At 73.4% G+C, this 25,614-nt stretch carries 26 protein-coding genes and 7 tRNA genes; 10 read left to right on the plus strand and 23 right to left on the minus strand.

Annotated features, from left to right (window positions below; translation table 11 throughout):
• Window positions 1-90: 90 nt before the first annotated feature.
• Both BX283_RS10830 and BX283_RS10835 read right to left on the minus strand, forming a co-directional pair.
• Window positions 91-1,278 (minus strand): hypothetical protein, encoded by a 1,188-nt coding sequence (locus BX283_RS10830; RefSeq protein ID WP_101387414.1) that lies wholly within the window; start codon window positions 1,276-1,278, stop codon window positions 91-93.
• Window positions 1,278-1,844 carry a DUF4365 domain-containing protein gene (locus BX283_RS10835; protein ID WP_101387415.1) on the minus strand — a complete coding sequence of 189 codons (567 nt, stop codon included), beginning with the start codon at window positions 1,842-1,844 and terminating at the stop codon, window positions 1,278-1,280. Before BX283_RS10835 ends, BX283_RS10830 begins: the two co-directional genes overlap by 1 nt.
• 140 nt (window positions 1,845-1,984) lie before the next feature.
• On the opposite strand from BX283_RS10835, the gene BX283_RS10840 reads away from it, so the two are divergent.
• The gene (locus BX283_RS10840) at window positions 1,985-2,710 is read left to right on the plus strand and encodes a 3'-5' exonuclease (RefSeq protein WP_101387416.1); all 726 of its coding nucleotides are present in this window, start codon (window positions 1,985-1,987) and stop codon (window positions 2,708-2,710) included.
• 55 nt (window positions 2,711-2,765) lie between these two features.
• Here the strand turns inward: BX283_RS10840 and BX283_RS10845 are convergent.
• The 4 genes from BX283_RS10845 to BX283_RS10860 all read right to left on the minus strand — a co-directional run bounded on the left by BX283_RS10845 (window position 2,766) and on the right by BX283_RS10860 (window position 3,991).
• Window positions 2,766-2,837, minus strand: a tRNA-Val gene (locus BX283_RS10845).
• Between the two features lie 39 nt (window positions 2,838-2,876).
• The gene (locus BX283_RS10850) at window positions 2,877-3,338 is read right to left on the minus strand and encodes an SRPBCC family protein (protein ID WP_101387417.1); all 462 of its coding nucleotides are present in this window, start codon (window positions 3,336-3,338) and stop codon (window positions 2,877-2,879) included.
• Between the two features lie 106 nt (window positions 3,339-3,444).
• Window positions 3,445-3,516, minus strand: a tRNA-Val gene (locus BX283_RS10855).
• Window positions 3,517-3,580: 64 nt separating this feature from the next.
• A complete protein-coding gene (locus tag BX283_RS10860) occupies window positions 3,581-3,991 on the minus strand; it encodes a TIGR02611 family protein (RefSeq protein ID WP_101387418.1) in 411 nt (136 codons plus the stop codon).
• Window positions 3,992-4,180: 189 nt separating this feature from the next.
• On the opposite strand from BX283_RS10860, the gene BX283_RS10865 reads away from it, so the two are divergent.
• Both BX283_RS10865 and BX283_RS10870 read left to right on the plus strand, forming a co-directional pair.
• Window positions 4,181-4,594: an SsgA family sporulation/cell division regulator gene (locus BX283_RS10865; protein ID WP_003987206.1), complete on the plus strand. Its 414-nt coding sequence runs from the start codon at window positions 4,181-4,183 to the stop codon at window positions 4,592-4,594.
• Between the two features lie 208 nt (window positions 4,595-4,802).
• Entirely contained in the window at window positions 4,803-5,360 is a 558-nt protein-coding gene (locus tag BX283_RS10870; protein ID WP_101387419.1) for a CGNR zinc finger domain-containing protein, read from the plus strand.
• A 44-nt stretch (window positions 5,361-5,404) separates the two neighbouring features.
• Here BX283_RS10870 and BX283_RS10875 read toward each other — a convergent pair whose 3' ends face one another.
• Entirely contained in the window at window positions 5,405-5,584 is a 180-nt protein-coding gene (locus BX283_RS10875; RefSeq protein ID WP_101392273.1) for a hypothetical protein, read from the minus strand.
• A 376-nt stretch (window positions 5,585-5,960) separates the two neighbouring features.
• Window positions 5,961-6,407 carry a hypothetical protein gene (locus tag BX283_RS10880; RefSeq protein WP_101387420.1) on the minus strand — a complete coding sequence of 149 codons (447 nt, stop codon included), beginning with the start codon at window positions 6,405-6,407 and terminating at the stop codon, window positions 5,961-5,963.
• A 155-nt stretch (window positions 6,408-6,562) separates the two neighbouring features.
• Here BX283_RS10880 and BX283_RS10885 point away from each other — a divergent pair, with 155 nt between their 5' ends.
• A complete protein-coding gene (locus tag BX283_RS10885) occupies window positions 6,563-7,084 on the plus strand; it encodes a DsbA family protein (RefSeq protein WP_101387421.1) in 522 nt (173 codons plus the stop codon).
• 3 nt (window positions 7,085-7,087) lie between these two features.
• Here BX283_RS10885 and BX283_RS10890 read toward each other — a convergent pair whose 3' ends face one another.
• The 3 genes from BX283_RS10890 to BX283_RS10900 all read right to left on the minus strand — a co-directional run bounded on the left by BX283_RS10890 (window position 7,088) and on the right by BX283_RS10900 (window position 9,862).
• Window positions 7,088-7,924 (minus strand): GNAT family N-acetyltransferase, encoded by an 837-nt coding sequence (locus BX283_RS10890; RefSeq protein ID WP_101387422.1) that lies wholly within the window; start codon window positions 7,922-7,924, stop codon window positions 7,088-7,090.
• A 69-nt stretch (window positions 7,925-7,993) separates the two neighbouring features.
• Window positions 7,994-8,815, minus strand: coding sequence for an aminotransferase class IV (locus BX283_RS10895; protein ID WP_101387423.1), 822 nt, complete (start codon window positions 8,813-8,815; stop codon window positions 7,994-7,996).
• Window positions 8,816-9,862 (minus strand): chorismate-binding protein, encoded by a 1,047-nt coding sequence (locus BX283_RS10900; RefSeq protein ID WP_180357129.1) that lies wholly within the window; start codon window positions 9,860-9,862, stop codon window positions 8,816-8,818.
• Window positions 9,863-10,041: 179 nt separating this feature from the next.
• Between BX283_RS10900 and BX283_RS10905 the strand changes: the two genes are divergently transcribed.
• The 5 genes from BX283_RS10905 (at window position 10,042) to BX283_RS10925 (ending at window position 10,517) form a co-directional block, all read left to right on the plus strand.
• Window positions 10,042-10,114, plus strand: a tRNA-Gly gene (locus BX283_RS10905).
• Window positions 10,115-10,153: 39 nt separating this feature from the next.
• Window positions 10,154-10,227: transfer RNA gene (locus tag BX283_RS10910), tRNA-Cys, on the plus strand.
• A 1-nt stretch (window position 10,228) separates the two neighbouring features.
• A tRNA-Val gene (locus BX283_RS10915) sits at window positions 10,229-10,300 on the plus strand.
• Window positions 10,301-10,324: 24 nt separating this feature from the next.
• Window positions 10,325-10,396: transfer RNA gene (locus BX283_RS10920), tRNA-Val, on the plus strand.
• Between the two features lie 49 nt (window positions 10,397-10,445).
• Window positions 10,446-10,517, plus strand: a tRNA-Val gene (locus tag BX283_RS10925).
• Window positions 10,518-10,619: 102 nt separating this feature from the next.
• Here BX283_RS10925 and BX283_RS10930 read toward each other — a convergent pair.
• From BX283_RS10930 to BX283_RS10945, 4 genes are all read right to left on the minus strand, one after another.
• Window positions 10,620-10,937, minus strand: coding sequence for a zf-TFIIB domain-containing protein (locus tag BX283_RS10930; protein WP_101387425.1), 318 nt, complete (start codon window positions 10,935-10,937; stop codon window positions 10,620-10,622).
• A gap of 60 nt (window positions 10,938-10,997) precedes the next feature.
• Window positions 10,998-12,110: an aminoglycoside phosphotransferase family protein gene (locus tag BX283_RS10935; RefSeq protein ID WP_101387426.1), complete on the minus strand. Its 1,113-nt coding sequence runs from the start codon at window positions 12,108-12,110 to the stop codon at window positions 10,998-11,000.
• Window positions 12,111-12,405: 295 nt separating this feature from the next.
• The gene (locus tag BX283_RS10940) at window positions 12,406-12,615 is read right to left on the minus strand and encodes a hypothetical protein (RefSeq protein ID WP_101387427.1); all 210 of its coding nucleotides are present in this window, start codon (window positions 12,613-12,615) and stop codon (window positions 12,406-12,408) included.
• Window positions 12,616-12,803: 188 nt separating this feature from the next.
• Entirely contained in the window at window positions 12,804-13,070 is a 267-nt protein-coding gene (locus BX283_RS10945; RefSeq protein ID WP_101387428.1) for a hypothetical protein, read from the minus strand.
• A 201-nt stretch (window positions 13,071-13,271) separates the two neighbouring features.
• Here BX283_RS10945 and BX283_RS10950 point away from each other — a divergent pair, with 201 nt between their 5' ends.
• Window positions 13,272-14,498 (plus strand): serine/threonine-protein kinase, encoded by a 1,227-nt coding sequence (locus BX283_RS10950; RefSeq protein WP_180357435.1) that lies wholly within the window; start codon window positions 13,272-13,274, stop codon window positions 14,496-14,498.
• Between the two features lie 6 nt (window positions 14,499-14,504).
• Here the strand turns inward: BX283_RS10950 and BX283_RS10955 are convergent, their stop codons facing one another.
• The 8 genes from BX283_RS10955 to BX283_RS10990 all read right to left on the minus strand — a co-directional run bounded on the left by BX283_RS10955 (window position 14,505) and on the right by BX283_RS10990 (window position 25,405).
• Window positions 14,505-15,320: an RNA methyltransferase gene (locus tag BX283_RS10955; RefSeq protein WP_101387430.1), complete on the minus strand. Its 816-nt coding sequence runs from the start codon at window positions 15,318-15,320 to the stop codon at window positions 14,505-14,507.
• 64 nt (window positions 15,321-15,384) lie between these two features.
• The gene (gene cobA, locus BX283_RS10960) at window positions 15,385-16,614 is read right to left on the minus strand and encodes a uroporphyrinogen-III C-methyltransferase (protein ID WP_101387431.1); all 1,230 of its coding nucleotides are present in this window, start codon (window positions 16,612-16,614) and stop codon (window positions 15,385-15,387) included.
• Between the two features lie 142 nt (window positions 16,615-16,756).
• Window positions 16,757-20,245, minus strand: coding sequence for a nicotinate-nucleotide--dimethylbenzimidazole phosphoribosyltransferase (gene cobT / locus BX283_RS10965; RefSeq protein WP_101387432.1), 3,489 nt, complete (start codon window positions 20,243-20,245; stop codon window positions 16,757-16,759).
• Window positions 20,246-20,580: 335 nt separating this feature from the next.
• Window positions 20,581-21,801, minus strand: a complete 1,221-nt coding sequence (gene cbiE, locus BX283_RS10970) for a precorrin-6y C5,15-methyltransferase (decarboxylating) subunit CbiE (RefSeq protein WP_101387433.1) — start codon at window positions 21,799-21,801, stop codon at window positions 20,581-20,583.
• A 112-nt stretch (window positions 21,802-21,913) separates the two neighbouring features.
• Window positions 21,914-22,570 (minus strand): GNAT family N-acetyltransferase, encoded by a 657-nt coding sequence (locus BX283_RS10975; RefSeq protein ID WP_101387434.1) that lies wholly within the window; start codon window positions 22,568-22,570, stop codon window positions 21,914-21,916.
• Window positions 22,571-22,733: 163 nt separating this feature from the next.
• Window positions 22,734-23,597 (minus strand): MetQ/NlpA family ABC transporter substrate-binding protein, encoded by an 864-nt coding sequence (locus BX283_RS10980; RefSeq protein WP_101387435.1) that lies wholly within the window; start codon window positions 23,595-23,597, stop codon window positions 22,734-22,736.
• A gap of 69 nt (window positions 23,598-23,666) precedes the next feature.
• Window positions 23,667-24,335, minus strand: a complete 669-nt coding sequence (locus tag BX283_RS10985) for a methionine ABC transporter permease (RefSeq protein WP_101387436.1) — start codon at window positions 24,333-24,335, stop codon at window positions 23,667-23,669.
• The gene (locus tag BX283_RS10990) at window positions 24,332-25,405 is read right to left on the minus strand and encodes a methionine ABC transporter ATP-binding protein (RefSeq protein WP_101387437.1); all 1,074 of its coding nucleotides are present in this window, start codon (window positions 25,403-25,405) and stop codon (window positions 24,332-24,334) included. The genes BX283_RS10985 and BX283_RS10990 overlap by 4 nt, the downstream gene beginning before the upstream one ends.
• Between the last annotated feature and the right edge of the window lie 209 nt (window positions 25,406-25,614).

Genomic DNA, 25,614 nt, shown 5'->3' on the forward strand with positions numbered 1-25,614 from the left:
CGCGTACGCGGGTGAATCCTACCGAGCCACCGGGTGCGGTCGCGAAACGGTTTGGGCGGCGCCGCCGGCACCGCGGCCCGCTCGGCCCCCTCACTCCTCCCCCGTGCACGCCTCCTCGAAGAAGTCCAGATTCTCCTGGAGCGACTTCATCAAGCGGTCCCGCTCCGCGTCGTCCACCTGGACCGGCACCACCCCCGTGGCCCCGGCGAGCCTGCGGAAGCCGCCCCGGCTCTCCAGCCGGCCCACCACCCGGATCGGCAGCCCGACGAGGTGGGCATGGCCCGCGATCCGGTAGGCCTCCTCGTCGAGCTGCATCCGTACGTACGGGATCTCCGCGCCCGCAAGCACCCGCAGCCGTACGGTCCCCGGGCCGCGCGGGCCCGAGCGCCGCAGCCGGACCACCGCGCCGGTGACCCGGACCGGCAGCGGGGGCTCGTCGTCGAGGTAGCGCGCCCCCGCCTCCCGGAGCGCGGGCAGGTCGCCGGGCGAGAACTCCACCGGTTCGGGGCGCGGCGCGCACCCGGCCGGGACGCCCGCCGCCGGAGCCCACTCCAGGGCGACCCGGACGCCTTCCGAGCCCGACACCAGGGCGACGACCGCCTCGGTGAGCTCGCGGCTGGCGCCCGCTCCGACGGCCGCGTCGAAGGCCTCCATGCCGCCGGTGGTGCGGCGGTAGTCGATGGCCTCGCGGACCGCGTACAGCGCCTCGTAGAGCCGGACGACCACCGGGCGGCCCGGCTGCACGGGGACGAACGCGGTGAGCCGCCCGCCCGGCGCCGGGCCGACCAGGACGTGCTCCAGCGCGGCCAGTGCCTGTCGGCGGTGGCGGGCGCCGTAGTACCCGGCCCGGCCGCGCACCGCGAGCGCGCCCGCCAGGAGCATGCGGTGGGCGGCGGCGCGCAGCCGCTCCTGCTCGGTCCAGGGGGCGGTGCCGGAGGGGCCCGGCGGGGTGGCGCGCCACCAGCGGACCTCGTCGCTGGGCACGGCGAGCGAGACCAGCACCTCGCGCGCACAGGGCGCGGCCGAGCGGGCGAGGGCGGTGAGCGCCTCGCCGATCAGGTCCTCGCTGTCGGGGTACGCGCGGCTCTCCGGCACCAGCAGGCTGGTGCCGGCGGCGGCTCCCCCGGGCGGGGTCCAGCGTGTGTACCGCCCGGCCGCGCCGCCGCGCCGCTGCCAGCCGTGCCGGTGCAGCAGCACGCCGAGCACGGCCGGGTCCACCTGTGCCGGATCCGGCTCCACCGTCTCCGGTCCGCCGGACTCCCCGCTCGACAGACGCATCAGGGCCTCCCTCCCACCCCGACCCGGGTCATGATCTCGCAGAGCGCGCGATCGTCGAAGATCCGCGTGGTCGGTATCCGCACTGTGGTCCTGCGCCGCCCGGTCACCGGGTGGCCGGCCAGGTTGGTCCAGTAGCAGCAGTGCCGCAGCGCGAGCCGGTCGTGGCCCGCGCGCAGCCACTCGTCCCGGCTTCTGGGCGCGAGCATCACGACCAGGATCTTGTGCACCGACACGGGTGTGCGGGCCAGCTTCACCAGGTGCTCGTTGTCGAGGGTGAAGGAGAAGGCCCCGCCCGGCGGGTGCGGCGGGATCTGGTACGTGCACTTGAGCTGCACCTTGATCGTGACTTCGTCGTCGACGGTGTGGCCGGGGGCGCTGTGGCTCACGTGCCAGTCGATTCCGTTGTCCGGAAAGGGCTGTGAGAGCGAACACCCGGCGGCGGCCGCCACGGCGTGGAGGTAGCCCACCTGGAGGGTCTCCATGCAGGCGGTGGTGGCGAGTGAGCCGCGCAGTGGTGCGATCCGCTCGGATATCAGCCCGTCCGGCTCCGGCTGCGCGATCGCCATGGCCGTCGTACGCCTTCCGTCAACTTGCGGGGCCGTCACCTGTGTTGTTGCCGGAGGGCGTACGCCGCAAACGGCCCGGGTATCACGGAATCGGGCAGGGGACGCACGCCATCTGCCAAGGGCGCAAAGGGAGTTGAACCATGACGTGCTGGTACGAAGGCCCCCTGGCCGCTTTCGACACCGAGACGACGGGCGTGGACGTGGAGCGGGACCGCATAGTGTCGGCCGCCCTGGTGGTCCAGGACGGGCCGGGTTCGCGGCCCCGGGCGACGCGCTGGCTGGTGAACCCGGGCATATCCGTTCCGGAGAGCGCGACCGCCGTGCACGGGCTCACCGACGAGCACCTCCAGCTGAACGGGCGGTGGCCGGCGCCGGTGATGGAGGAGGTGGCCAGGGCGCTGGCCGAGGAGTGCGCGGCGGGGCGGCCGCTGGTGGTGATGAACGCGCCGTTCGATCTGACGCTGCTGGACCGGGAGTTGAAGCGCCACCGCGCCTCGTCGCTGGCGCGCTATCTGGACGGGGCGCCGCTGCGGGTCCTCGATCCGCGGGTCCTGGACAAGCACCTGGACCGCTACCGCAAGGGCCGCCGCACCCTGACCGATCTGTGCGCGCACTACGGGGTGGAGCTGGACAGCGCGCACGACGCGGCGGCGGACGCGCTGGCCGCCCTTGAGGTCGTACGGGCGGTGGGGCGCCGGTTCGCGGCGCGGCTCGAACGGCTCACCCCGGCGGAGATCCACTCCTTGCAGACCGGCTGGCACGCGGCCCAGGCGCGGGGCCTGCAGGCGTGGTTCACGCGCAACGGGACGCCGGAGACGGTGGACCCGGCGTGGCCGCTGCGGCCCGAGCTGCCCGCGGCGGCGTGAGGTCCCGTACATGCGGAAAGGCCGGTCCGTCGATGACGAACCGGCCTTCTCCCGGTGGGCGATACTGGGTTCGAACCAGTGACCTCTTCGGTGTGAACGAAGCGCTCTCCCACTGAGCTAATCGCCCGGGAACGGACTGAACCATACAGGCCCGGGCGGCCTGGGTTCAAACTCCGTTCAGGACGGCCGTCAGTCCCCGCCGTCCGGCGCGCATCATCAGGGCGTGGTTGGCGAGGAAGACGGGCCGTCCGGGGAGGGCGAGCCGCCGCATCAGCGGCTTGCGCACCTCGACCTCCTGCTCGTACACCGCGCGCGTGCCGTCGGCGTACGCGCTCAGCGTCCAGCGGGCCCAGCCGTCCAGGTCGCCGCTCATGGCGACTTCCAGGACGCCGGCCGCCTCGTCGCGGCGCCGCTCGCGGGCGGTGACGACCAGGTCGTACGGCAGGACGGAGCGGAACCTTGCGATGCCGGTGCGCTCGTCCACGGCGGTCACCTCGCGGATCTGGGGCCACCAGCGCGGATAGCCCTCGGCGCGCTCCAGGACCGCGTAGACGGCGGCGGGCGGGGCGGGCAGGTGCCAGACGCTGCGGAACCGGTAGTGGCTCCAGCCCGCGGTTCTCGGCTTCATGGTTCAAGTCTGCGCCGGGGAACGGGAAGTACACCGGGAGATGGCCGGACTCCGGGAACGCCGAAGGCCCGGAGATCGGTTTCGATCTCCGGGCCTTCGGTCCGGGTGGGCGATACTGGGTTCGAACCAGTGACCTCTTCGGTGTGAACGAAGCGCTCTCCCACTGAGCTAATCGCCCGGGCGCACCGCAAACATTACCGCATGTCAGCGGGGCGTTTGACCATGGTGGCCGGTCCCGCTCGTCACTCGTTGATCTTCCACGGCATGACGAGGCCGAACTTCCAGAGGTAGACCGCGGCGAGCGCCGCCACGATCACCAGGCCGATGGTCGTCAGGATGATGTTGCGCCGCCGCACCGCCGGGTCGAGGGCCCGCTGCGCGGCCTCGGTCACCTTGCGCTTGGTCCAGCGCAGCACCAGCTGGGCCCAGACGAACTCGGTCGCCCAGATCGCCATGCCCCCGAAGATCACCAGCCAGCCCGGGCCCGGCAGCGGAAGCATGATGACGCCCGCGACCACGACCGCGAGGCCCACTATGAAGACGCCGACCTGCCAGCTCAGATGCAGCGGCCTGGACGCCTTGATGAAGGCGGGCGCGCGCGATCCGAGGACCGCCTCCGGCGCACCGGCCTGCTCGTCACTCCCCGTATTCATGCTGTCCAACCTACCCGACCGGGGCCCTCACCAGAATGGCCGCATAACCCAAAGTAATACTCCGCCGTACGAGCTACCTGAACGACCGCAAAACGGCCAGAGGGGTTTACAACGGCACCGTAGGTGGCATGTCGATTTCGCCGACGTGCGAATCCCCGAGCGCACACTGAGCGAAAGGCCCTGGCGCTTATGAACACCACGGTCAGCTGCGAGCTGCACCTGCGCCTCGTTGTGTCGAGCGAGTCCTCACTGCCTGTACCCGCGGGCCTGCGGTATGACACGGCCGATCCCTACGCCGTGCACGCCACCTTCCACACCGGAGCCGAGGAGACCGTCGAGTGGGTGTTCGCCCGCGACCTTCTCGCCGAGGGCCTGCACCGGCCCACCGGTACCGGAGACGTCAGAGTCTGGCCGTCGCGCAGTCACGGCCAGGGCGTCGTCTGCATCGCCCTCAGCTCCCCGGAAGGAGAGGCCCTGCTCGAAGCCCCTGCGCGGGCTCTGGAGTCGTTCCTCAAGCGGACGGATGCCGCGGTGCCACCGGGTACCGAACACCGCCACTTCGATCTGGACACGGAGCTCTCGCACATCCTGGCGGAGAACTGAGCCAGGCCGAGAGCCGCACGGCGCCGTCCGACTCGGGGAGACGGCGCCGCGCGGACATCCGCATAGGCACGCCCACCGCATAGCCACCCCCACCGGCGCCCGTCCCGCGAACACCCTCGCGGGACGGGCGCCGGTGCGCTCGCGCGCGAGCCGCTAGAGTCACCGGGCATCGGCGGGCACCGGCCCGCAGCAGGCCAGGGAGCGAATCGTGCTGATCCCTCACGACACCCGGATCGCCCTCGACATGGTGGTCGATCTGGTGAACACCTCGCCGGAGAGCGAGGCGCCCGACCGCCTCGCCGACATCGAGGCGCTGTACGGCTTCGTACGGGACCACGACATCAGCGGCGTCGAGAGCCTCACGGCACGCGATCTCTCCGGCGTACGGACCGTACGGAGCCGTTTCGCAGGTGTTTTCGAGGCGCCGGACGCCCGGGCGGCGGCGGGCCTGGTCAACGAGATCGTGGCGGAGGCGGGCACCACGCCCCAGCTCACCGACCACGACGGCTACGACTGGCATGTGCACTACTTCGCGCCCGGCGCCTCGATCGCGGACCACCTGGCCGCCGACGGCGGAATGGCGCTGGCGTTCATCGTGGTGGCGGGCGAGCAGGAGCGGCTGCGCCGGTGCGAGGCGCCGGACTGCGGGCGGGCCTTCGTGGACCTCTCGCGCAACCGCTCGCGCCGCTACTGCGACAGCCGCACCTGCGGGAACCGGCTGCACGTGGCCGCCTACCGGGCCCGGCGCAAGGAAGCCGCAGGCTGAGCCCGGGGCCGACCGCTCCCGTACGACCGCTCCCGTACGGCCGGTCACAGCAGGTACAGATCGTGCAGGGCCGCCATGAGCAGCAGGCAGCCGATCACCCCGAGGAAGATCATCAGGGGTGGCTGCGAAAGGGCGAAGAGACAGCCGCGCGGCTCGTCGGACGGGGGCGCGGCGTGCGGGTCTTCGGGCGGCGCGGGGACGTGCCCCGGGGAAGTGTCCAGCATCTCGGGGTGATGATGGACCAGCGGCGGCGCCACGGGCCGCCAACACGCCCACCCGCAGGGGGAGTTACTTCGATGTTGCCGGGCGGGCCCGGCACCGGGTGCCGCCCGGCCCGGCGCCGGTCGGACGTTCGGCGGGGAATTCGCGGCGGGATCGGGAATGAGCCATGGGAGCGCTCCCGGAGCCCGGCCGGAATTCACTCCAACTAGAATTCCGTATAAGGGAATTCACGACCGCGGGAATTCCCCGGTCAGGCCGGTCACGGCAAGTTACGGAGGGTCAGATTCCGACGCTCTTTCAGATTCCGCGCCGTGTTCCGCATCGCGTCCGGTCCCGTACCGGGGTTCCGTATCCGGGCGTGCGCACCGGGGGCGCGGCTCAGATGCCGTGCTTCTTCAGGATCGCCTCGATGTCGCTGAAGTCCTCGGCGCCGCCGGACTTGCCCTTCGCCTTCGGGGCGGGCCGGTCGGCCCGGCGCCCGGCGCCCAGGGAGGGCGCGGAGGCCTTCGGGGCGATCGCCTCTCCCCCGGCCGCCTCGGCCGCCCTGCGCTCCTTGCGGGTGCCGCCCTCGGAGCGGCGCTCGACGAAGCGGGTGGCCGAGAAGAGCAGCCAGGCTATGCCGAGCAGGCCGAAGCCCGCCCAGACGCTCGGCTTGAACACGATGCCGGACACCCATCCCACGACACCGGTCATGACCAGGGCGACGGGGACCAGCGAGTAGGCGGCGATCCGCGTGGCCGACAGGAAGCGCTTGCGGTACGCCGTGACGACGGCGATGCCCAGTCCGGCCGCGGACGCGGCGGAGCAGACGGTCTCGGCAAGCATCCGGTTCCTCCAGACATGGGGGGTGTGGCCCTTCCATCCTGCACCGGAGCGGGCCGTCCGGGCCACGGTGTGCCAGGACATCAGGGAGATCTCGGGGGCGGATCCTCCCCAGGTCCCGGTTGGGGCGCGTCGGGCGGGGCTGGAAGACTGGCCCCATGACCGACAGCACCCCCGAAACCCCCGGCTCCGCCCCCGTCGTCCTCGACGTGTGGTGCGAGCTCCAGTGCCCCGACTGCCACACCGCCCTCGACGACGTCCGCGCCCTGCGGGCCCACTACGGCGACCGGCTGGACATCCGGCTGCGGCACTTCCCGCTGGAGAAGCACAAGCACGCCTACGCCGCCGCGCAGGCCGCCGAGGAGGCGTTCGAGCAGGGGCAGGGCTGGCCGTACGTGGAGGCGGTGCTCGCCCGCACCGAGGAGCTGGGCGAGCGGGGAGAGCGCGTACTGCTCGACGCGGCGCGGGAACTCGGTCTGGACGCCGAGGAGTTCGACACCGCCCTCATCGACGGCCGGCACCTGCTGATCGTCGACGCCGACCAGGCCGAGGGCAAGGCGATCGGCGTCACCGGCACGCCCACGTACGTCATCGACGGGGAGCGCCTGGACGGCGGCAAGAGCCAGGACGGGCTGCGCGCCCGCATCCAGGAGATCGCGGACCGGCTGCTGGGCGCCTGAGACCTACAGGAGCGCCTTGGCCCGGTTGTACTCCGTCGGCTCGTACCCCAGCGACTCGTACAGCCGCACGGCCGGGGTGTTGTCGCTGAAGACGTGCAGGGCCAGCGTGGACATGCCGTCGGCCAGCGCCGCCCGCTCGGCCAGCAGCATCAGGGCCCGGCCGTGCCCCCGGCCCCGGTGCTCCTCGGCGACGGCCACGTCGTAGACATAGGCGGCGGGTCCCGTCTCCAGCTCCTTGCGGGCGACCCAGACGTGCCCGACCACGGAGCCGCCGCTGACCAGCACCTCCAGGTGGACGCCGGGCGTCGCCAGGCCGGCGGGCAGCAGGTCCCGGTGGTCGGCCTCGGCCTTGGCGCGGGCCTGGTCGGCCGGGACGCCCCGGGCGATCCAGCTGCGGGCGTAGTTCTCCTGCTCGTCGTGGTGCCAGACGGTGTACTCGGCCTCGGTCATCGGGCGCCCGGTGACCGAGGCGGGCAGGGCGGGCGGCTCGGCGGGCAGCCGCTTGGCCATGTTGCGGCTGCGTTCGGTGTAGCCGAGCGCGTCGGCGAGCCGCAGGGCCGCCACGGCGTCCGCGGGCACCGCCGCGCGCACCTGGGTGCAGCCCCAGCCGCGCAGCACCTCCTCGGCGGCGAGCGCGGCGACGGTTCCCCGGCCGCGCCCCCGGTCGGGCTCGTCGATGCGCAGCCCGGCGATCACCCCCATGGCGCGGCCGAAGGCCGGATCGGTGGCGACGGTGATGGTGCCGACGCGTCTGCTGTTCACACAGACGTCGTACGTACGGGAGGCGGCGCCGTCGGCGCCCTGCTGGAGCGGCCCGGTCGGCCGAATGGTGGTGGTCATCAAGGCCGTTGTACCTGCCGGGCCGCCGTCCGTCACCGCATTTGTCGCGATACGGGGAGCGCGAGGGGCTTACGGGTCGAGGTCGGAGGCGGCCCGCTCGTCGAAGACGCGCATCGCCTTGGCGGTGACCGGTCCCGGTGTGCCCGTCAGCTCCCGGCCGTCGACCCGGTGCACGGCCTGGACGTCCCGGAGGGTGGAGGTCAGGAAGACCTCCTCGGCTGAGGCGAGCACGTCGAGCGGCAGGTCGGTCTCCTGGGCGCCGGTCCACTCCACGACCAGCTCGCGGGTGATCCCGGCGAGGCAGCCGGAGGCCAGCGGCGGGGTGTGCAACTGTCCGTCGACGACGACGAAGACGTTGGAGCCGGTCCCCTCGCAGAGCGCGCCGACGGTGTTGCCGAAGAGCGCCTCGGTGGCCCCGTGCTCGTGGGCCCGGGCGAGCGCGACGACGTTCTCGGCGTACGAGGTGGTCTTGAGCCCGGCGACGGCGCTGCGCTCGTTGCGCGTCCAGGGGACGGTGACCACGGCGGTGGTGTCGGGGCGGCGCCGGGTCTCGCCGACGGCCACGACCAGCGTCGGGCCGGTGTCCCCGCGCTCGGAGCCGAGCGGGGAGAGGCCGCCGGTGTAGGTGATCCGCATACGGCCGAGGGCGACCGGGTTGGCGTCGAGCACGGCGGCGCAGGCGCGGCGGACCTCGTCCAGATCGGGCTCGGGCAGCCCGAGGCCGCGGGCCGAGCGGGTCATCCGGGCGAGATGGCGGGTGAGCGCGAACGTCGTCCCCTTCTGTGCCTTCACCGTCTCGAAGACGCCGTCGCCCACGGTCATCCCGTGGTCGAGGACGGACACCTGCGCGGCGTCGGCGTCCCGCAGCCCGCCGTTCACCCAGATCTGCATTTACGCGGTCCTTCCACTCTGCGTATACGCGCCCGACGCTACCGCGAGGAGCCGCGACGCCTTCAGCTCGGTCTCGGCCCACTCCCGCTCGGGGTCCGAGCCCCAGGTGATGCCCGCGCCGGTGCCGAAGCGGAGCACGCCGTGGGGGCGGTCGATCCAGAAGGTGCGTATGCCGACGGCGAGCTCGGCCGTGCCCCGGTCGGCGTCGACCCAGCCGATGCCGCCGCAGTAGGGGCCGCGCGGGGCGGTCTCCAGGGCCTCGATGATCCGCAGCGCGCTGGACTTGGGCGCCCCGGTGACCGAGCCTGGCGGGAAGGAGGCGTCCAGGAGCTCCTTCCATCCCGCCCCCTCGCGCAGTTCCCCGCGGACGGTCGAGACGAGGTGGACCAGGCCGGGGTGCGGCTCGACCGCGCAGAGCTCGGGCACGGTGACCGAGCCGGTGGCGCAGACCCGTCCCAGGTCGTTGCGGACCAGGTCGACGATCATCACGTTCTCGGCGTGGTCCTTCTCCAGCAGGTCCTCGGCCGTGCGGCCGGTCCCCTTGATGGGCCCGGACTCGACGACCCGTCCCGTACGCCGCAGGAAGAGCTCGGGCGAGGCGGTGGCGATCTCCACGCCGTGCGCGGGCAGCCGAATCGTTCCGGCATAGGGGGCCGGGTTGCCCCGGGCGAGCAGCGAGGTGAGCGCGTCGACGTCGGCGGCGGCCGGGTCGGGCAGCGGCGCGGTCAGCACGCGGCAGAGGTTCGCCTGGTAGACCTCGCCGGCCGCGATGTGCTCGCGGATCCTGCGTACGCCCGCGGTGTACGCGGCGCGGTCGAGCGAGGACGTCCAGTCACCGGCGGCGGGCCCGCGCCAGGCGCCCGGGACGGGCGCGGGGACGGGGGCGGCCCGTACGTCCGCGAAGCGGGCACAGACGAGACGGCCCTCGAAGTCGGCGGCGACGGCCCAGAAGCCGGCGGAGTCCAGCGCCTCCGGGTCGGCGGTCACATCGCGGAGATCGGAGGCGAGGAGCCCGCCGAAACGGGCCAGAGGAGCGAGGTCATGCACGGTTGTGAGTCTAGGGGTGCTGCCGTGCGGCCGCCCCGGACCGGGCGCGGACCAGGGACGACGCCGGGTGCGGGCCGAGCACACCGCAGCACGCTGCGGAAACGCGTTTTTGTACTGGCCCAGGAATCCGCTAGAGTTCAACACGTCGCCGGGACGCGCAAGCGAAACGGAAACGACAAGCGGACGTGGCTCAGTTGGTAGAGCATCACCTTGCCAAGGTGAGGGTCGCGAGTTCGAATCTCGTCGTCCGCTCGATGTGGGGGATCTTCCCGAACCCCTGCTCTCACTCCTGGTGGAGTGGCCGAGAGGCGAGGCAACGGCCTGCAAAGCCGTCTACACGGGTTCAAATCCCGTCTCCACCTCCAAGGACGATTAGCTCAGCGGGAGAGCGCTTCCCTGACACGGAAGAGGTCACTGGTTCAATCCCAGTATCGTCCACTGGATCTTCTCGAAGATCTGCCCGCGCGATTAGCTCAGCGGGAGAGCGCTTCCCTGACACGGAAGAGGTCACTGGTTCAATCCCAGTATCGCGCACGCAGTACCACCTGGTCCGGAACCGTCCTGTATGGTTCTGACCGACCCCGCGCGATTAGCTCAGCGGGAGAGCGCTTCCCTGACACGGAAGAGGTCACTGGTTCAATCCCAGTATCGCGCACAGCCCGGAGCCCCCGGCCTTCTCGAAGGCCGGGGGCTTCGTCGTGCGCGGACGTCGGCGTACGGGGCCCCGGGGTGCGGGGCCGCGCCGCTCAGGAGTCGCTCAGGACGAGAAGAGCATGTGGCCGAAGCCCTTGTGGCGCTTGTGGCCGCCGTAGTGACCACCGCCGTGGCCGCCGTGCTGCGGGGCGCCCCAGGCCGGGGCGTGCGGGGCCTGGGCCGGGTAGCCCTGCGGGGCCGGGGGCGCGGGATAGGCCTGCGGAGCGGGCGGGGCCTGCTGCACCCACTGCGACTCCAGCCGGGTCAGCGACTCCAGCTCCCCGTAGTCGAGGAAGATCCCCCGGCAGCCGCTGCACTGCTCGATCTGGACACCGTTGCGGTTGTACGTGTGCATCGGTGCGTGGCACTTGGGACACTGCATGACCGGCTCAACTCCTCGCCGTTTCTACGATGGGCAACCAGCACCCTACGTCGGCCGCCGTCACGGGAACTCGGGCGGGAGTGCTGCGATTCGGGTACAGCTCCCGATCATGGCCAGCTCCGCCTCGTCCGGCGCGCGGCGCTCGTCGGCGCATTTGGCGAGGGCCAGGGCCGCCGTCTGTACGGTCAGGGCCCGGGCGGGCACGTCGAGTTGGGGCCAGGGATCGCCCTCCGGCGGGACGGCGGGACCGCCCGCTTCCCGGTACGCGGCGAGGAACCGGGCCCAGTCGTCGGGGTCGAGCAGGCCCGCCGCGTACCAGGCGGCCGGGCGCGCCAAGTCCCAGGCGGGCTCGCCCAGTCCCAGGTCGTCCACGTCGATCAGGAGCCAGTCGCCGGTGCGGGCGTCCCGGACGAGCTGGCCGAGGTGGAGGTCGCCGTGGCAGAGCCGGGCGGTGCTCGCGGCCGGGCCGGGGTGCGGGCCCTCGGCCGGGCGGGGGTGCGGGGCAGTGGCCGGGCCGGGGTAGGGGGTCTCGGCCCGGGCCCATGCGGGGAGTTGGGACCAGGCTCGCAGTACGGCGTCGGCCGTCGACCCCCGGACATCGGCGTTCCGCATCCGCGCCACGGCCCTGGCGGCCTTGACGGGGCCCCGCATGGCGGGCAGTGGCCCTGGCAGGGCGTCGATCGGGACCCGGTGCAGGGCCGCCAGCAGTCGCCCGGCCTCCGCCCAGGGGGCGCTGTCGGGGTCCGTGGGGTCCACGGGGGTGCCGTGGGGCCAGAGGGTGAGGGAGCGGCTCGGTAGGGCTGCGTGTTCGTCTACGGGCCGGTGGGGGCCGGGCGCGCGGTTCCCCGCGCCCCTTGGGGGGACGGGGTCGGTCGGGACCGAGGCCCGGGTGCCCTGGAGGGGGGCCAGCAGCACGCCGTGCAGGAAGGGGTGTGCGGCTACCGCCAGGCGGACGTCCAGCGCGGCCCGGTCCGTGTCAGGGGCATGCGCCTTGGCCACCACGGGGCCGTGCCGCACGACGGTCCCGTCCGGCCGGTCGGCGAGGACTTCGGTACCGGGGTCCCCCGGTTCGCGATCGGCCGCCGCGCACGCGCCGCACGGGTGACGGGATGCGGTGCGGTGGGCCGCCGTGCGGGCGGCCGTGGCCAGGGTGGCGATGAGGGAGCGGCGCATGGGTTTCCCAGCGTACGGCTCGGCCGCGCCGGCTGGGAGTGCCCTCCTGGGGAGGTGCCCGGCGGATGGCAGTCCCGGCGCGGTACCGCGCCCTGAAGGGGCGCGGGGAACCGCGCGACCAGCCACAGACGGCCCGCGGACAAACCCCGGGCACATACAAAGGCGTTGCCCGGACGGCTCCCCAGCCGTCCGGGCAACGCCTCTTTACTGCCGTCCGCCGCACCCCCGTCCCCACGGGGCTGAAAATGGCCGGATGTCCCCGACCCGGTCCGCTCTACCGGGTCCGGGGCGCCGCTCAGCGCCCCAGCATCACGCCCACGGACGACGCTTGTGTGACCACCGCGTCCCAGCCGCCGAAGACGACTGTCAGCAGGGCCGCCAGGGGAAGAGCCATGGCCGTCGCCACCAAGGGGTGGCGCGGATCGGACCGGCGGCCGCCGAACGCCGCGGCGTGAGCCCTGCGTCCTCGCGTGCGGAGAACTGTCCGCGTTGCCGTGTCCGCCATGGTCCCTCTCCTGTCGAATTGGACAGCGGCGGGCGTCTGACCTCGGGGGACGAGTGCTGCGCCCGCCGCTTGACCTCAACAGTAGGGAAACGGCGGACGCCGGGCGTCATGCCCTCGTACCGATTGCCGGGCCTCCCAGGGGATGAGTGGGCCACCCCTCCCGTACTCCCCTGGGTGGAGATGGGGTCCTAGGACTTGGGGTCTTCCCGGAGGGGACGGGTCTGCGCCTCCGACGCGTCCTCCCTGGGGACGGGCTGCTCGACCAGGGCGAGGACCCGGGTCGCCATGAAGCGCGCGGTGCGCACGACTGTCCCGCTACGGGTGACTTCGCTCACTTCCACCACCCCTCTGCGGACGGCCGTCTCCACCCTGCGACCCGCCCGGCTTGCCACCACTTCGTACGTCCGTGTCGTGTCACCCGCGTCCACGACTATCTCCACTCGGTCACCCTTCACCGATCCAATCCCCCTTCTGCGACGGACGGTTGAGATCGCGCTCCGGCCGGCGCGCCGCGCACGGCGCGTTGCTGACCACTCTTCAAGTTTCCCACCGGGCACTGACAATCGATGGGTGCGCGAGGGCGCGGCCTATGAGCACACCGGGCCGGGGGTACGTAAGCTGTGCCACGTCAACAGGACCGGGCAGCGGGGATGAACATGGCGATGATGCGGCTCCGGCGCGAGGACCCGCGTGTCGTCGGCTCGTTCCGGCTCCACCGGCGCCTCGGCGCGGGTGGCATGGGTGTCGTCTACCTCGGCTCCGACCGGCGCGGCCAGCGGGTCGCGCTGAAGGTGATCCGGCCGGACCTCGCCGAGGACCAGGAGTTCCGCTCGCGCTTCGCCCGCGAGGTGTCGGCGGCCCGGCGCATCCGCGGCGGCTGCACGGCCCGGCTGGTGGCGGCCGATCTGGAGGCCGACCGCCCCTGGTTCGCGACGCAGTACGTGCCGGGCCCCTCGCTCCACGACAAGGTCGCCGAGGAGGGCCCGCTGGCCGCGGCCGAGGCCGCCGCGATCGGCGCCGCGCTCTCCGAGGGACTGGTGGCGGTCCACGAGGCCGGTGTGGTGCACCGGGACCTCAAGCCGTCCAACATCCTGCTCTCCCCCAAGGGCCCCCGGATCATCGACTTCGGCATCGCCTGGGCGACCGGCGCCTCCACGCTGACCCACGTCGGCACCGCGGTGGGCTCGCCCGGCTTCCTCGCGCCCGAGCAGGTGCGCGGCGCGGCGGTCACGCCCGCCACGGACGTCTTCTCGCTGGGCGCGACACTGGCGTACGCGGCGATGGGCGACTCGCCCTTCGGGCACGGCAGTTCGGAGGTCATGCTCTACCGCGTCGTGCACGAGGAGCCGCAGCTGCACGGGGTGCCGGACGCGCTGGCGCCGCTGGTGCGGGCCTGTCTGGCCAAGGACCCGGAGGAGCGCCCGAGCACGCTCCAGCTGTCGATGCGGCTCAAGGAGATCGCGGCGCGGGAGGCGCAGGGCGGCGGCCTCGACGCGCGCCCGCCCGCCCAGCGCGACCGCTCCGAGGCGGACCGCCCCACCGGGCGGCTCCCCGAGCGCACCGAGCGGTACGAGCACGACGAGCGCACCCAGCGCTACACGGACACCGGCCGGGGCACCGGCGCGGGCCAGCGGGAGCGGGCTCCGCGCCCGGCGGGGCCGCGCACCGGCGGCTCGCGCCCGCCCGCGCCCCGTGGCGCCGCCCGCTCCGGCAGCCGTACCAACGGCACCAACGGGAGCCGCCCCGGCACCCGTCCGGGCGCCCGCACCGGCACGGGCCGGCTGCGCCCCGCCAACCCGCGGCTGCTGCGCCAGCGGCTGATCGTGTTCTTCGTGGTGACGCTGATCGTGGCGCTGGGGATCGCGGCGGCGCAGCAGTTGTAGCGCGTGCTACGCGGGGCGGCCCGTCGCCACCGCGTAGAAGGCGACCGCCGCCGCCGCGCCCACGTTGAGCGAGTCGACGCCGTGGGCCATCGGGATGCGGACCCACTCGTCGGCCGCGACCAGGGCCTGGGTGGAGAGCCCGTCGCCCTCCGCGCCCAGCATCAGGGCCACCTTGTCCAGCCGGTGCGGCGCCGCCTCGTCGATGGCGGAGGCCTTCTCGTCCGGGGTGAGGGCGAGCAGCCGGAAGCCCGCCTCGCGCACGGTCGCCAGGCTCTTGGGCCAGGACTCCAGGCGCGCGTACGGGACGGAGAAGACCGCGCCCATGGAGACCTTCACCGAGCGGCGGTAGAGCGGGTCGGCGCAGTCCGGCGAGAGCAGCACCGCGTCCATGCCGAGGGCGGCGGCGCTGCGGAAGATCGCGCCGATGTTGGTGTGGTCGTTGACCGCTTCCATCACGGCGACCCGGCGGCTGGTCGCGAGGATCTCCTCGGCCGTCGGCAGCGGCTTGCGCTGCATCGAGGCGAGGGCGCCGCGGTGCACGTGGTAGCCGGTGACGCGCTCGGCGAGGTCGGGGCTGACCGCGTAGACCGGCGCCGGGAGCTCGTCGATGACGTCGCGCATGACGTCGACCCACTTGGCGGAGAGCAGCATGGACCGCATCTCGTAACCGGCGTCCTTGGCGCGTCTGATGACCTTCTCGCCCTCGGCGATGAACAGGCCCTCGGCGGGCTCGCGCTTGCGGCGCAGTTCGACGTCGGTCAGGCCCGTGTAGTCGCGCAGGCGCGGGTCGTCGGGGTCGTCGATGGTGATGAGATCAGCCACAGGGTGATACTGCCTTGTCCTGGGTGGAGTGCCAACGGCCCGGACCGAGATCCGTTACCGCGGGTTACGTCGTCGGGAGCGCGGGACCCACGGCGACCACGTCACCGATCACGATGACCGCCGGCGGCCGTACGTCCTGCGTGGTCACAGTCTCCCCCACCGTGGCGAGGGTCGCGTCGACCCGGCGCTGGGCGGCGGTGGTGCCCTCCTGGACTAGGGCCACGGGGGTGTCGGGGTTCTTGCCGTGGGCGATCAGCGTCCGGGCGATCGCGCCGATCTTGTCGACGCCCATCAGGATCACCAGCGTGCCGGTGAGCCGGGCGAGCGCTTCCCAGTCGACGAGCGAGCGCGCGTCGTCGGGCGCCACATGGCCGCTGACCACGGTGAACTCATGCGCCACGCCCCGGTGGGTGACCGGGATGCCGGCCGCGCCCGGCACCGAGATGGAGCTGGAGATGCCCGGGACGACCGTGCACGGGATGCCCGCGTCGGCGAGCGCCTGGAGCTCCTCCATGCCGCGGCCGAAGACGTACGGGTCGCCGCCCTTGAGCCGGACGACCGCCTTGCCCGCCTTGGCGTGCTCGATCAGCGCGTTGTTGATGGCCTCCTGGGCCATGAACCGGCCGTACGGGATCTTCGCCGCGTCGATCACCTCGACGTGCGGCGGGAGTTCGTCGAGCAGGTCGCGCGGGCCGAGCCGGTCGGCGATGACCACGTCGGCCTCGGCGAGGAGGCGGCGGCCGCGCACGGTGATCAGGTCCGGGTCGCCGGGGCCGCCGCCCACGAGGGCGACGCCGGGAGTGCGGGTGCGGTGGTGCGGGGCGACCAGGGTGCCGTCGCGCAGGCCCTCCACCACCGCGTCGCGGACGGCGGCGGTGCGGCGGGGGTCGGGGGCGCCACCGGTGAGCACGGCGACCGTGACGCCCTCGCTGCGGCCGGTGGCCGGGGTCCAGGCGGTGGCCCGGGACGCGTCGTCGGAGCGTACGCACCAGACGCGGTGGCGCTCGGCCTCGGCGGACGCCCGCTCGTTGGCGGCCGTGTCGCTGCTGGCGATCAGGGCGTACCAGGCGTCGGCGAGGTCGCCGTCCTCGTACACGCGGCGGTGCCAGGTGATCTCGCCGGTGTCCGCCATCGCCTCCACGGAGGGGGTGGCGGACGGGGAGACCAGGACGATGTCGGCGCCGGCCGCTATCAGGGCCGGCAGGCGGCGCTGGGCGACCTGGCCGCCGCCGATGACGACTACGCGGCGGCCGGTCAGGCGCAGGCCTACGGGGTACGCGGGGTGTTCTGCCATGGCGGGTGGCTCCTGGTGCGGCGTCGGCGGGCGTCGTCGGAGGACGGGGCGTCGCCCCGGACCCCATTGTCTGCGGACCGTCGCCCGGCGCGCCCCCCGTTCCGTACTGCGGAACGGGCGGGCACACCGGGTACGACAGTGGCTACTTCTCGGTAACTCCGGCCGAGTCGAAGGTCGCGACCTCGTGCATCGCACGCGCCGCGCTCTGCACCAGCGGCAGGGCGAGCAGCGCGCCGGTGCCCTCGCCCAGGCGCAGGTCCAGGTCGACCAGCGGGCGCAGGCCCAGCTTGTTCAGGGCCGCGACATGGCCGGGCTCCGCGCTGCGGTGGCCCGCGATGCACGCCGCCAGGGCCTCCGGAGCGATGGCCCGCGCGACCAGGGCGGCCGCGCCCGCGCTCACACCGTCCAGGATCACCGGCGTACGCAGCGAGGCGCCGCCGAGGATGAAGCCGACCATCGCCGCGTGCTCCAGGCCGCCGATCCCGGCGAGGACGCCGATCGGGTCGGCCGGGTCCGGGCTGTGCAGCTCCAGGGCGCGGCGGACCACGTCGACCTTGCGGGCGTGCGTCTCGTCGTTGATGCCGGTGCCGCGGCCGGTGACCTCGGCCGGGTCGACGCCCGTGTAGAGGGAGATCAGGGCGGCCGACACCGTGGTGTTGGCGATGCCCATCTCGCCCGTCAGGAGCGCCTTGTTGCCCGCCGCCACCAGGTCGCGGGCGGTCTCGATGCCCACCTCGACGGCGGCGACGACCTCCTCGCGGGTCATGGCGGGCCCGGTGGTCATGTCGCCGGTGCCGGGGCGCACCTTGCGGGGCAGCAGGCCCGGGGTGGCCGGGAGTTCGCCGGCCACGCCGACGTCGATGACGCAGACCTCGGCGCCGACCTGGTTGGCGAACGCGTTGCAGACCGCGCCGCCGCCCAGGAAGTTGGCCACCATCTGGCCGGTGACCTCCTGCGGCCAGGGGGTGACGCCCTGGGCGTGCACGCCGTGGTCGCCCGCGAAGATCGCCACGGCGGCGGGCTCCGGGATCGGCGGCGGGCACTTGCGCGACAGACCGCTGAGCTGTGCGGAGATGATCTCCAGCATGCCGAGCGCGCCGGCCGGCTTGGTCATCCGCTTCTGCCGCTCCCACGCCTCGCCGAGCGCCTTGGCGTCCAGCGGGCGGATGTTGGCGACGGTCTCCTGGAGCAGGTCGTGCGGCTCCTCGCCGGGCAGGGCACGGCGGCCGTACGTCTCCTCATGGACCACCCAGGACAGCGGGCGCCGCTTGGACCAGCCCGCCTGCATCAGCTCGGGCTCCTCCGGGAACTCGTCCACGTACCCCACGCAGAGGTAGGCGACGACCTCCAGGTGCTCGGGCAGACCGAGCGCGCGGACCATCTCGCGCTCGTCGAAGAAGGAGACCCAGCCGACGCCGAGGCCCTCGGCGCGGGCGGCGAGCCAGAGGTTCTCGACCGCGAGCGCCGAGGAGTACGGGGCCATTTGCGGCTGGGTGTAGCGGCCCAGGGTGTGGCGGCCGCCGCGCGTCGGGTCGGCGGTGACCACGATGTTCACCGGGGTGTCGAGGATGGCCTCGATCTTCAGTTCCTTGAACTGCTTGGCCCGGCCCTTGGGCAGCGACTTCGCGTACGCGTCGCGCTGGCGCTGGGCGAGCTCGTGCATGGTGCGGCGGGTCTCGGCGGACCGGATGACCACGAAGTCCCAGGGCTGCGAGTGGCCCACGCTGGGGGCGGTGTGCGCGGCCTCCAGGACGCGCAGCAGCACCTCGTGCGGGATGGGGTCGCCGCGGAAGCCGTTGCGGATGTCGCGCCGCTCGCGCATCACACGCAGCACGGCCTCGCGCTCGGCGTCGGCGTAGCCGGGGGCCGGGGCGCCCGGCTCGGCGAAGGCGTCCTCGCCGTCGGCGCCCTCGGTCTCCGGGGCGGCGTCGGCCGGGAGCGGCTCGGGCTGCTCGACGGTCTCCGCGGCGGGGGCGGCGAGCTCCTCGGCCGCGTCCTCGTCGTCCTCGATGATCACGGGTACGGGCGCGGCCTGCTCGGGCGCGGCCTCGGCGGGCAGGGGCTCGGCCTCGTCCGTGACGAGCAGGGGGGCCGGTGCCTCGGGGGCGGCCGGGACCGTCTCCGGCTGCGGCTCCGGGAGGGGCTCCTCCGAGCGGGGTACGGGCACGACCGGCGTCGCGGCGGCCGGGACGGGCGCGGGCTGCGGCTCGGCCGCGTCCGGCTCGACCTGGACCTGGACCTGGGCGTGGGTCTGCTCCTGGGCCTGCTCCTGGACCTCGGCCACGGGCTCGGCGGGCGCGGGGGCCGCCACGGGCTCCGCGGCCTCCGGGGCCACGGCGGCCGCTGCCTCGACGGCCACCGGCTCGGGGGCGGGCGCCACCGGCTCGGCCACGGCGTCCTCGGCCTCTTCCACGGCCACGGGGGCCACGGCGACCGGCGCCACGGGCTCGACGGCCGCCTCGGCCACCGGCTCCGCCTGCACGCCCTCGGGCTGGGAGGGCTGGGCGGGCTGCACCGGCTGCGGCTGAGCGGCCTGCGACGTCGGCTCCGCCGACGCGGCGGCCACGACCGGCCCGGCCACCGGTTCGGCGGCGGGCGCCGCGACGGGCTCGGGTACGGGCGCGTGCTCGGCCACGGGGACGGCCACCTGCTCAACCGGCTCCACCGGCGACGGCGCCAGATGCGGCCCGGTCGGGACCGAGCCCTCCACCGGCACGAACTGCCCGACGGCGGGCGGCTGTACGGCCGGTGCCGGCATCACGGGCGAGACCGGCGACACCGGTGCCATGACCGGCGACGGCTGCTCGGCGGCGACGGCCTGGGCGGGCACCCCGGCGGGCGCGAGCTCCTCCGGGACGACCGTTTCTGCGGGGCTGACCAGGTCGTTCGGTGACTGCTGGGGCTCCGGCTGCGCCAGGGACTGCTGGGGCTGAACGGCCTGCGGCGCGGCGGCCTCGGCCCGTACGGGCTCGGGCTGCCGGACCCGCTCGGCCGGCTGCGGCGCGGGCTGCGGGGCCGGGGCCAGGACGGCCTCGTGCGGCGCCATGGGCTCCCACGGCGTCGCGCCCTGCGGCGGGAGCTCGCTCAGCTGGGGGCCGGACGGCGGCGCGGCCGCCTCCTCGCGGGGCACGTCCAGGTACTCGGGGCCGGTGGTCGGCGGGCCGGGGGTGCGCACCGGGGCCGGGTTCGCCGGGGCGCCGGCGGCCGGGCCGCGGTCGGCGAGGGACCGTACGACACCGCCGGCGGCGTCGGGCACGGGCGGGCCCATGTGCAGCGGGCGGCGCGCGGGCTGGGGCGTCGCGGGCGCGGTGCGGACGGCGCCCAGGTCCACCGAGCCGGAGTCGCGGCCGCCGGCCTCGTGGGCGCCGGGCTCGGCGGGCTGCTCCGGGGCGGGGGCGGCGTGCGCCGGGGCCGGCATCGGGGCCGCGAGCGGGGCGGGCGCGGACTGCGGGTCGATCCAGGCGCCCTGGGCCCCCGGCATCAGCAGGAGGTCGTCGTCGTCCGCGCCGAGCGCCGAACCGTCGGAGGGGTCGAGGAAGGTGTACGCGCCGGGAGCGGGGACGCCCGGCTGCTCCACCATGCCTGCGTCCTCCGGCAGCCCCTCGCCCGGGACCTGGCCGGTGTCAGTCATGCGTACCCCTCGCCCATCTGTAGTGCTTCTTCGGCCTGCGCCCGGGACCGCCCACGCACGGCGCGCCCCGCACCCGTCGACAAGAACGAGCGGGCACGCCGCGCGGTGCGAACGGCCCGCGAACACAAAGCATTCTCGCGGGAGATCGCCGACCTGGCGCCCCGTCTCGGCCACGGAACGTGTGGGGTGCGCCACGTTGCGCTTCCCCGGGATCCGACGTACCGCGACAGGGCCCCAAACCGGTTCCCCATTCCGGACATTGACGAACGTAGCGCCGAACGGCCCGGTGCGGTACAACAGTCGGCCAGCCTACCCCGGACGACACGCCGGAGAGATCACGGGGACCTTTCCCGGCGCCTTCCGGAGAGCAGGAATGCGACCGAGCGTTCGCGTTCCGACCAGGCGCTCGTGTCCAGTTCGACGGACTGGAGGAGGGCGCACTCCACGTCGTACCCGCCGGCTTCGAGGGCGGCTCCGATCGCCTCGGCCCCGTCGCGGGTGGCGGCGTGCGCGACGATCCGCTCCGGGCGGCGGTCGGCGCAGGCGGAGACGACCTCCGCTCCCCCGCCGCCGACGCGGACGACGTCGGGCTCGGGCAGCGACTCCAGTACGTGCGGGGCGCGGCCCGCCCGCACCTGGATCTGGACGCCGAAGCGGCGGGCGGCGGCCTCGGTGCGGGCGCAGGCGTCCGGGTCCGCGTCGACGGCGATGACGGCGGCCCCGAACCGGGCGGCCTCGACGGCCAGCGCGCCGCTGCCGCAGCCGATGTCCCAGACCAGGTCGCCGGTGCGCGGGCCGAGCCGGGCCAGCTGGGCGGCGCGCAGCCCGGCGGACTCACCCGGGCCGAGGCCGTCCCCGTACTCCCGCGCGGGCAGCGCCCAGCCGCGCACCTGCTGCGGGTGGCCCGGGTCGCGTCCGGCGATCCAGCCGGATCCCGGTACGGCGCCGTGTCCGGCGCCGCCGATCACGATGACCAGGTTGGGGTCGCGCCAGGCGTGGTCGGCGACCTTGTCGGAGGTGAGGACGGTGACCTGTTCGCGCTCGCTGCCGAGCTCCTCGCAGATGACGAAGGTGCGGTGGACGCCTTCGAGGAGCAGGGCCAGCTCGGCGGGCCCGGCGCCCGGCGAGGTGAGGACGGCGACCTTGGTGTGCGCCCGGCACACGTTGACGGCCCGGCGCAGGGTGCGGCGGTGGGCGACGACGATCTGGGCGTCGTCCCAGGGCATCCCGGCCCGGGCGAAGGCGGCGGCCACGGCCGAGACCGCGGGCACCACTTCGACTTCCAGGCCGTGCTCGGGGGCGCGCAGGGTGCGGACGACGCCGAAGAACCCGGGGTCCCCGTCGGCGAGCACGACCGCGCTGCCGCGGTGTCCGGCGATACGGCGGGCGGCGAGGTCGACGCTGCCCAGGCGGATCCGCTCGGCGCGCGCGGGCACCTCGGGCAGCGCCAGGTGGTGGGCGGCGCCGGCCACCAGGGTGGCGGCGGACAGCGCGGACCTGGCCGCCGGGGTGAGCGGCGAGCCGTCCCAGCCGATCACCGTGACGCGGTCGGCCATCGTCGTCGAGTCTCCTGGAGTTGTCGCAGGTCGGGGGCCCCGGTGGGCCCGGCCACGGTGAGGGTACCTGGTGCCGCGGGAGTGCGGTCGGGCGAGCGGGGAGGGACCCGGCTCAGTTCCAGTCGGCGTACGAGGCGTATCCGGCGTCCGCGAGCTGGTCGGCGACGCCGTCCAGGTCCTCGGGGAGCAGGCTCCACACGATCAGGTCGGTGCGGATGTCCGCCCAGCCGCCGTCCTCCGTCTGCGTGCGCGCTATCCAGGCGTTGCGCAGCACGCCCTCGCTGATGCAGCCGATCTTCTGCGCGACCTGCTGGGAGGCGGTGTTGTCGGCGGCGGTGCGCAGCTCGACGCGCTCGAAGCGCTGGTCCCGGAAGAGCCACTGCGCGGCGGCGAGCACGGCCTCGGTGGCGTAGCCCTCGCCGCGCGCCCAGGGGGCGATGACGTAGCCGACCTCGGTGGCCAGGGTGCGCCAGTTGGTGTTCTGCAGGTGCACGACGCCGACCAGGCGCTGGGTGAGGAACTCGGTGACGGCGAAGACGATCCCGCGCCCCGAGGTGCGCTCGGCGGGGGCGTGCAGCCGGACGAACTCCAGGGCGTCGCGGGCCGTGTAGGGGTGGGGCACGGAGGTCCAGGCGATGACGTGCTCGTCGTTCATCATCTCGATGTGCGCCGGGATGTCGTCCTCGTCGAAGGCGCGCAGCACCAGCCGGTCGGTGCTGATGGAGATGTCCGGGAACACCGGGGTCGGGGTAGTCATGTGCCGCTCCATGCCGGGGGACGGTCGTCAGGCCGTAAAGGCACAGCATGCAGCATCGGCGCGGGGATGTGCATGGCCGGGGGGGCCTGGCCGGGAGGCGGAACACGCGCCGGGGCCCCGCGCACCGTGCGGTGTGCGGGGCCCCGGGGCGGTGGCCGGAACTGACCGGCGGGGTTCAGGACTTGACGGCGCCGAAGGCCGGGACGACCGAGCCCTGGTACTTGTCCTGGATGAACTTCTTGACCTCGTCGGAGTTGAGGAGCTGGGCCAGCTTCTGGATCCGCGGGTCGGCCTCGTTGCCCTTCTTGACGGCGAGGAAGTTGGCGTACGGGTTGCCGTCCGCCTTCTCCAGGACGAGCGAGTCCTTGGCCGGGCTGAGCTTGGCCTCGATGGCGTAGTTGCCGTTGATGACCGCGGCGTCGACGTCGTTCAGGGCGCGGGGCAGCGTGGCGGCCTCGATCTCCTTGAACTTCAGGCCCTTGCTGTCCTTGATGTCGGAGAGCTTGGCGGAGGTGCCGACGCCGTCCTTGAGGGTGATCAGGCCGTTGCCCGCGAGCAGCTGGAGCGCGCGGCCCTCGTTGGTGGTGTCGTTCGGGACGGCGATCGTCTGGCCGGAGGCGATCTCCTTCACCGACTTGACCTTCTTGGAGTAGAGGCCGAGCGGCTCCAGTTCGACGTTGACGACCGGCACGATGGTCGTCTTGTTCTTCTTGTTGAAGTCGTCGAGGTAGGGCTTGTGCTGGAAGAAGTTGGCGTCGACCTGGCCCTGCTGGGTGGCGGTGTTCGGCAGGACGTAGTCCGTGAACTCCTTGACCTCCAGCTTGAGTCCGGCCTTCTCCGCCAGGTTCTTCTTGACGAAGTTCAGGATGTCGGCGTGCGGGGTCGGGGACGCCGCGACGACGAGCGCCTTGGAGGTGTCGGCCGAGGCGCCCTTGGCGCTCGACGTCTTCGGGTCGGAGGAGGTGCCGCAGGCGGTGAGGCCGAGGGCGAGCGCGGCGGTGGCGGCGGCAGCAGCGGTGATCTTGATGTTGTTACGCACGAAAAGTGCCTCTTTCTGGTGGTGCGGGTGGTCGCCCGGACAAGGAGTGCGGGCTCTGCGGAGAGAAGTTCAGGAGGTACGGCCCCGGCGGGCCAGAAGCCGTACGGCGCCGTCGCCGATCAGCTGGATCACGGTGACGATGGCGATGAGCACACCGACGGTGATGAGCATGAACTGCGTCTCGAAGCGCTGGAATCCGTAGGTGATGGCCTTGGATCCGAGGCCCTCGCCACCGACCGCGCCGGCCATCGCCGAGTAGCTGACCAGCGTGATCACGGTGGTGGTGAGTCCGGCGATCAGCGAGGGCAGCGCCTGCGGGAGCAGGACCTTGCGGACGATGGTCGGGATGGAGCCGCCCATCGACTGGACGGCCTCGACCAGACCGTGGTCGACCTCGCGGATCGCGGTCTCGACGAGCCGGGCGAAGAACGGGATGGCGCCGACGGCGAGCGGCACGATCATCGCGGTGGGGCCGATGAAGGTGCCGACCACCCAGGTGGTGAAGGGGATCAGCGCGATCAGCAGGATGATGAACGGCATCGAGCGGCCGATGTTCACGATCACGCCGATGACCTTGTTCACCGGGCGGTTCTGGAGCAGTCCGCCCTTGTCGGTGAGTACGAGCAGCACGCCAAGCGGCAGTCCGCCCGCGACGGTGACCAGGCTGGACCAGAGCACCATGTAGAGGGTGTCGATGGTTCCCTGGGACAGCAGCGGCTGCATCTCGGACCAGCTCACTTGGCACCTTCCTTGACCGGGGCGGCGACGGCCTGCGCCGGGATTTCCACCGCGGTGTCGACCGCGTCGGCTTCGACGACGTCCACCTGGAGGCCCTGCTCGCGCAGGAAGCCGACCGGGACGACGTTCTCCTCGTACCGTCCGGGCAGCTCGATGCGCATCCGGCCGATCTGCCGGCCGCCGACGGTGTCCATCGCAGCGCCGAGGATCGAGATGTCGACGTTGTACGTGCGCGCCAGCTGCGAGATGACCGGCTGGGTGGCCGACTCGCCGTGGAAGGTCACGTCGACGACCGTGCGCTCGGGGCCGGTGGCCTCGCCGGTCACCGGGAACAGCTCGGCGGCGAGCTCGGAGCCGGGGGTGGCGAGGAGCTCGCCGACGGTGCCGGACTCGACGATCCGGCCCCGCTTCATCAGCGCGGCCGAGTCGCAGACCGTCTTGACGACGTCCATCTCGTGGGTGATCAGCAGCACGGTGAGGCCGAGCTGCTGGTTGAGGTCGCGCAGCAGCTGGAGGATGGAGCGGGTGGTCTCCGGGTCGAGCGCGCTGGTCGCCTCGTCGGAGAGCAGCACCTTGGGGTCGCCGGCCAGGGCGCGGGCGATGCCGACGCGCTGCTTCTGGCCGCCGGAGAGCTGGGCGGGGTAGGCCTTGGCCTTGTCGGCGAGGCCGACCAGGTCGAGGAGTTCGAGGGCCTTGCGGGAGCGCTCCTTGCCGGAGACGCCGAGGATCTCCAGCGGCAGCTCGATGTTGGCCTGCACGGTGCGCGCGGAGAGCAGGTTGAAGTGCTGGAAGACCATGCCGATGCGGCTGCGCGCCTGGCGCAGCTCCTTGCCGGCGCGGCGGCCGCGCCCGGCGAGCGCGGTGAGGTCGACGCCGTCGACGGTCACCGTGCCGGTGGTCGGCCGCTCCAGGAGATTGACGCAGCGGATGAGGGAGGACTTGCCGGCGCCGCTCTGGCCGATGACGCCGAAGACCTCGCCCTCGCGGACATGGAGGTCTACGCCGTCCAGGGCGGTGACCTCACGGCCGCGCGACTGGTAGACCTTGGTGAGGCCCGTAGTGGTGATCACAGGATTTCCGTCACTGTCGAGTGCGCGGCGCGGTGTCCGCCGGGCACGGGGCATTCGTGTTCGGGACGCGTCACAGCCACCATCGGTGGTAACCGGGAGAGGCATGGCGTGCGCGGGCATGGCTCATGGGTCTCGCTTCGGGGCGCGAGGCTCAGGCGGGGGCCCTCAGAAGGCGCACATTCGACACATACAACGAGCACCGGGCGCGT

Source organism: Streptomyces sp. TLI_146, from assembly GCF_002846415.1.
In the GTDB taxonomy this organism is placed as follows: Bacteria; Actinomycetota; Actinomycetes; order Streptomycetales; family Streptomycetaceae; genus Streptomyces.

Coding starts and splice junctions, on each gene's coding strand:
- BX283_RS10895 (WP_101387423.1), bottom strand. CDS start 8,815: ATGCAGATCTGGGTGAACGGCGGGCTGCGGGACGCCGACGCCGCGCAG.
- BX283_RS10850 (WP_101387417.1), bottom strand. CDS start 3,338: ATGAAGCCGAGAACCGCGGGCTGGAGCCACTACCGGTTCCGCAGCGTC.
- BX283_RS10880 (WP_101387420.1), bottom strand. CDS start 6,407: ATGCTTGCCGAGACCGTCTGCTCCGCCGCGTCCGCGGCCGGACTGGGC.
- BX283_RS10830 (WP_101387414.1), bottom strand. CDS start 1,278: ATGCGTCTGTCGAGCGGGGAGTCCGGCGGACCGGAGACGGTGGAGCCG.
- BX283_RS10975 (WP_101387434.1), bottom strand. CDS start 22,570: ATGGAGCGGCACATGACTACCCCGACCCCGGTGTTCCCGGACATCTCC.
- BX283_RS10865 (WP_003987206.1), top strand. CDS start 4,181: ATGAACACCACGGTCAGCTGCGAGCTGCACCTGCGCCTCGTTGTGTCG.
- BX283_RS10885 (WP_101387421.1), top strand. CDS start 6,563: ATGACCGACAGCACCCCCGAAACCCCCGGCTCCGCCCCCGTCGTCCTC.
- cbiE (WP_101387433.1), bottom strand. CDS start 21,801: ATGGCCGACCGCGTCACGGTGATCGGCTGGGACGGCTCGCCGCTCACC.
- cobA (WP_101387431.1), bottom strand. CDS start 16,614: ATGGCAGAACACCCCGCGTACCCCGTAGGCCTGCGCCTGACCGGCCGC.
- BX283_RS10875 (WP_101392273.1), bottom strand. CDS start 5,584: ATGCTGGACACTTCCCCGGGGCACGTCCCCGCGCCGCCCGAAGACCCG.
- BX283_RS10935 (WP_101387426.1), bottom strand. CDS start 12,110: ATGCGCCGCTCCCTCATCGCCACCCTGGCCACGGCCGCCCGCACGGCG.
- BX283_RS10890 (WP_101387422.1), bottom strand. CDS start 7,924: ATGACCACCACCATTCGGCCGACCGGGCCGCTCCAGCAGGGCGCCGAC.
- BX283_RS10840 (WP_101387416.1), top strand. CDS start 1,985: ATGACGTGCTGGTACGAAGGCCCCCTGGCCGCTTTCGACACCGAGACG.
- BX283_RS10940 (WP_101387427.1), bottom strand. CDS start 12,615: ATGGCGGACACGGCAACGCGGACAGTTCTCCGCACGCGAGGACGCAGG.
- BX283_RS10835 (WP_101387415.1), bottom strand. CDS start 1,844: ATGGCGATCGCGCAGCCGGAGCCGGACGGGCTGATATCCGAGCGGATC.
- BX283_RS10860 (WP_101387418.1), bottom strand. CDS start 3,991: ATGAATACGGGGAGTGACGAGCAGGCCGGTGCGCCGGAGGCGGTCCTC.
- BX283_RS10930 (WP_101387425.1), bottom strand. CDS start 10,937: ATGCAGTGTCCCAAGTGCCACGCACCGATGCACACGTACAACCGCAAC.
- cobT (WP_101387432.1), bottom strand. CDS start 20,245: ATGACTGACACCGGCCAGGTCCCGGGCGAGGGGCTGCCGGAGGACGCA.
- BX283_RS10950 (WP_180357435.1), top strand. CDS start 13,272: ATGGCGATGATGCGGCTCCGGCGCGAGGACCCGCGTGTCGTCGGCTCG.